At 66.2% G+C, this 4858-nt stretch carries 4 protein-coding genes; 2 read left to right on the forward strand and 2 right to left on the reverse strand.

The genetic code is table 11. The features are described from left to right. Window positions 1-177: 177 nt before the first annotated feature. Window positions 178-639, reverse strand: coding sequence for a tRNA (uridine(34)/cytosine(34)/5-carboxymethylaminomethyluridine(34)-2'-O)-methyltransferase TrmL (gene trmL / locus B3P22_RS16560; RefSeq protein ID WP_197859488.1), 462 nt, complete (start codon window positions 637-639; stop codon window positions 178-180). Between trmL and B3P22_RS16565 the strand changes: the two genes are divergently transcribed. Then, window positions 638-1081 carry a hypothetical protein gene (locus tag B3P22_RS16565; RefSeq protein ID WP_296271724.1) on the forward strand — a complete coding sequence of 148 codons (444 nt, stop codon included), beginning with the start codon at window positions 638-640 and terminating at the stop codon, window positions 1079-1081. The two genes, trmL and B3P22_RS16565, sit on opposite strands and share 2 nt — an antisense overlap. A 217-nt stretch (window positions 1082-1298) precedes the next feature. Here B3P22_RS16565 and B3P22_RS16570 read toward each other — a convergent pair whose 3' ends face one another. Continuing rightward, window positions 1299-3677 carry a penicillin acylase family protein gene (locus B3P22_RS16570; protein ID WP_296271725.1) on the reverse strand — a complete coding sequence of 793 codons (2379 nt, stop codon included), beginning with the start codon at window positions 3675-3677 and terminating at the stop codon, window positions 1299-1301. Between the two features lie 120 nt (window positions 3678-3797). Here B3P22_RS16570 and B3P22_RS16575 point away from each other — a divergent pair, with 120 nt between their 5' ends. Continuing rightward, the gene (locus B3P22_RS16575; RefSeq protein ID WP_296271726.1) at window positions 3798-4829 is read left to right on the forward strand and encodes an AraC family transcriptional regulator; all 1032 of its coding nucleotides are present in this window, start codon (window positions 3798-3800) and stop codon (window positions 4827-4829) included. The last annotated feature ends 29 nt before the right edge of the window (window positions 4830-4858 follow it).

Genomic DNA, 4858 nt, shown 5'->3' on the forward strand with positions numbered 1-4858 from the left:
GGAAAGCTTAGCGGTCAAGACCGCTCCAACAGGGTTGGCGCAAGCCGGGAGTCCGGAAGGCAAGCCGCGCCAGGCCGTTTTTGTTGGAGCGGACGTGTCCGCGAGTTGGGGCAGGAAGCTTCGCGGATGAGTCCGCTCCCACAGAATGCCGCTGCGTCAACCTGTGGGAGTGGCTTCTCAGCTGCCTGCGAAACCGTTCTGCCGCCAGGCCTCGTATACGGTGACGGCGACGGTATTGGACAGGTTCAGGCTGCGGCAATCGGCGCGCATCGGCAGGCGTACGCGCTGCTGTGGTGGCAGGGCGTTGCGCACCTCTTCCGGCAGGCCACGGCTTTCCGGGCCGAACAGGAAGGCGTCGCCGGGCTGGTAAGCAATCTCGTGGAACGGCTGCGAGCCCTTGGTGGTGAAGGCAAACAGGCGTGGCTGGCCGAGGGATTCAAGGCAGCTCTGCAGGTCAGGGTGGCGCTTGAGCGTGGCGTATTCGTGATAATCCAGGCCGGCGCGGCGTAGGCGCTTGTCGTCCAGTTCGAAGCCCAGCGGCTCGATCAGGTGCAACTGGCAGCCGCTGTTGGCGCACAGCCTGATAATGTTGCCGGTATTCGGTGGAATTTCCGGTTGAAAGAGGATGACGTGAAACATGCAGCACTCCGAGCACTGGGACGAGCGCCATTCTACGCCGCCGGAAGATCCGCGGCCGCGTTTGCGCTGGCGTTTTATGGCGTCGGTGATGCTGATCGCCTTTCTCGTCGGGCTGATGCTCGGGCGTCTGTTCGATCCGCCGCGCCTGCATATCGAGGAGATCGAGCCTTGGGAACAGGGGCTGCAGCTCTGGCTCAACCGCGAGCCGCAGGCACAGAGCGAGCATATCGACGGCGCCCTGGTGTATCGCTACGAGGATGCCTATGGGCGAGTGCGTGATGGCCAGCTCCAGCTGCCGCTGGGTCTGGTGAACTGGCGCCTGGAACGCGACGGACGGGATCTGCTGCTGGTGCTGGTGTCAGCCCGTCCGCTGGGCGGGGAGTGGCGCGGTGCACGGGAGGATGGACGTTGGCGTGCGCGCCTGGCGCTGCGTCCCAAATAAAGAGGGGATTCCCCGGCCTGCCTGTACCAAGGTCCCCAAAACTGGGATTGCCTTAGCATATGCAGGTGGTGTGCCAATTTTATTACCGAAGCGGCAAGGCCGCGATTTATCTGGGTTTCAGGCCCTCGGGCGAGGGCCGCGGCGCCAATTGCGGCGCCGTGGTGCACCAGCGTGCAGCGCGGTGCACCGCAGGTGCACCACACCGCAGTTAGGCGCGTCAGCGAGGCAGCAGCTTCAGCGTGCCCTGGCTGTTGGCTTTGATGTCGGCTTCGCTCAGGTGCTGCGGCTGATACCCGCCAGCCACATGGGCGGCGGCCTGATCGCCATAGTGCCTGTCGAAAGGCACGCCGCTCTGGCCGACGGGAACGCCGCCCAGGGCCTTGTCTGCGTCACCCAGGTCGACCAGGCGTCGGGTCGAGGGGCCATAGACCACGGGCCAGGGCGCCGGGCCGATCTTGTGCGACAGGTTGTTCGGCGTTTCATGGCCGCCAGGCGCGGCCAGCGGGCCGACGTTGAGCAGCCAGGCCAGCGGCTGCTGCTGGCCAAGCGGATGGCTGTGGGTGAGGGTGTGGCCACGGCCCCAGGTCCAGGCCTCGACATCGTCGCCAAACACGCTGTGCAGGTGCTCCAGGCTGGCGCGCCAGGCTTCGGCGACGATCTGCGCGCGGCTCTCGCGCTGCTCGCTGCCCTGACGATTCCACCAGGGTGAGTCGGCATTGGCGGTCAGGCGCGGCAGCGCAGTGTCGAACGCGCGGGTTTGCAGCAGGCTGTCGAAGAACACCTCACCCAGTTCGTCGGCCATGGCTTCGTGGGCGAGTTGATAGGTCAGCTGGTTGAACAGGGTGGCTGCCACGGAGTCGAGTGCGTGGTCGCCATTCCACTGCGCCAATTGCTCCACCAGGGCGCGCTCCTGATCGTTCGCCGCTGCGCTGCGCAGTTCGTCGAGAATCGGTGCCAGCAGACGCGGGCCGTAGCCGGTGCCTGGGTCGAGCTGCAGCGCTTGGCTGTTGTGCGTATCCCATTTCACCGAGGCATCGCTCAGGTGCTGGTTTAGGCGTTGGCCGCGATCAGGCAGGTTGTAGTAGCCGGGAATCTCGATACCGCTGGCCGGCACGGGCTGGTAGTTGGCCGAGAGGATGTAGCCGCGCTGCGGATTCTCCTCCTGCGGGTTGGCGCTGAAGGGGTGATAACCGAGCTTGTCGGCGTCACCGCTAGCGCCGTCGAGAATGAAGGTCGGGTTGACGCCTTCCGGACGCAGCGGCAGCTTGGCCGCGGCCCACCAGCCGATATCGCCGCCGGCGTTGGCCCAGACCACGTTGAGCCCGGGTGCCTCGATCTTCTCGACCGCAGCGCGGGCCTTGTCCAGGCTGTCGGCACGGTTGAGCTGGTAGAAGGCATCGAGCATCGGGTTGTCGGTTTCGAGGAAGGCCCACCACATGGCGATCGGCGTGCTGCCGGCGGTCTGGCCCAGGGCATCGTTGATGATCGGCCCGTGCGGCGAACGGCGCAGGGTGATCTGCACCGACTCGGCGTCCTTGACGCGGATGGTTTCCGTGCGTTGCTCGAGGTCGACCCAGCCGCCCTGGTACCAGACCTGATTGGGGTTGTCCGGGTTGACTCGCTCGGCGATCAGGTCGAGGTCGTCGTTCTGGAACATGGTCAGGCTCCAGGCGAAGTCGCGGTTATGCCCGAGCATGGCGCTGGGAATCAACGCATGGTGGTAGCCGTACAGCTCGTAGCCGGGTGCCTGCAGGTGCGCTTCGTACCAGACGGCCGGCAGCGAGAAGCGAATGTGCGGGTCGCCGGCCAGCAACGGCTTGCCGCTGGCGGTGCGGCTGCCGGAAACGGCCCAGGCGTTGCTGCCCTCGAACTGGGGCAGGCCGGTGCCCTCAAGGGCGCCGTTGCTGAGCTGGGCGAGCGCGGATAGGTCCTGCCAGTCGCTGGCAGCGAGGGAGGTGCCGACCACGCCCTGCGGGTGCCAGTCGAGATCGAACAGCGCGAGGTAGTCGGCGCCCAGCTGGTCGCGGATATGGGTCATCACCGGTTCGGTGCGCAGCGCCGCTGCGAAGCTGTAGGCCATGTAGCCGGCGACGCTGAGGGTGTCGGCGATGGTGAAGGGGCGCGGCTCGATGCCCAGCAGGTCGAACTCCAGCGGGCGCGGGCGGCTGGCCTGGTACTGGTTGACCCCTTCAAGGTAGTGCTGCAGGGCCTGGGTGGATGGGCTGTCCGCGTCCAGGCGGGCGGCGTAGGCGTCGGCATGGCGGCCGATTTCCAGGGTGCGGAACAGGCGGTCGGTGGGCACCAGCTTCTCGCCGAGTACCTCGGCCAGTTCACCGCGCGCCAGGCGCCGCAGCAGCTCCATCTGGAACAGGCGATCCTGGGCGTGGACGAAACCGAGGGCGCGGTACATGTCCGCTTCACCTTCGGCGCGAATATGCGGCACACCGCGTTCGTCGTAGTCGACAGTGACCGGTGCCTGCAGCGCGCCGAGCACCAGCTCGCCGTCGCGTTGCGGTTGTTTGTCGTGCAGGTACCAGGTCAGGCCGCCTGCTGCTGCGGCAATCACCAGCGCAAGGGCGGTCAGGGAACGTTTCATCCAGCGATCCTTATTGTTGTGAGGCAAGCGTGCAGGCATTTTGCTCAGGCTCATACGTATCGGCATTGACCATATGCCTCAATGCTGAAAGTCTATGGTCAATACCCGATCGAAACCTCCATGACCGATAACGCATTCGTTGCCCTGACCCATTCCTCGACCCTGCGCCGGCTGCTCTACGAGGCCCTGGCTGCGCTGGGGTTCGATCCGACCGATACCTACCGCCGTGCCTATGCCGGTGTGCCGCTGGCGGCGCCGCTGCTGGACGCGCGCGAGGAGCACGACAACGCACCGCGCTTCTGGCAGGCGCTGGAAGGCATCAGCGGCGATGTCGACATCGGCCTGCATCTGGGCGAGAGGATGCAGCCGCGGCCGATGGATGTGGTCAGCTACCTGTTGCTGGCGGCGCGCGATCTTCGCCAGGGCCTGCAGGCCTTCGTGCGCTTCCAGCACATCCTCTCCGGTGGTTTTGCTGCGCGCTTGGAGGAGCAGGGCGATGAAGCGCGCCTGGTGATCGATCTCAACTACCGCGAAGTCGGCTCGTTGCGCCAGCAGATGGAATGCCTGGCGGTGCTGCTTAGCAAGATGCTGGCCGCGGCTGCCGGCGGCGAGCTGCCGCTGGTGGGCGTCGAGTTTCGCCACCGGGCGCCGCGCAAGCTCGCCGAGCATCGCCGTCTGCTCGGCGTCGAGTCGCGGTTCGCGCAGCCGCACGATGTGCTGATTCTGCCGCGTGCAGTACTTTCGCGGCCCTCGCGCAGCGCCAACCCGCGGCTGTTCGAGGTGCTCAGCGAGGAGGCCGAGAAGCAGTTGGCGGAGCTGGTGGAGAACCAGTTGCTGGTGCGGGTGCGCTACTGGCTGGAGGTCAATCTGGGCAATGCGACCTGCAGTCTGGAGGCCTGTGCGCTGGCTCTGGGTAGCAATCGCAGTGCCTTGCAGCGGGCCCTGAGCGAGCAGGGCAGCAGCTTTCGTACGTTGCACGATGAAGTGCGCCGTTTGCGTGCGCTGCGCCTGCTCGACCAGGGCCTGGGCGTACGCGAAGTGGCGCGGGCCTGCGGTTTCGCCGAACTGTCGCCGTTCTACCGAGCCTTTCGCCGCTGGCAGGGCGACACGCCACGTGGTTTGGTGGCGCGCCACGGATTGACTGGCGGTTGAGGCGCTTTCGTAGGGTGGGTTAGCCGCCT

This window comes from Pseudomonas sp. UBA6323, assembly GCF_002439135.1.
GTDB lineage: Bacteria > Pseudomonadota > Gammaproteobacteria > Pseudomonadales > Pseudomonadaceae > Aquipseudomonas.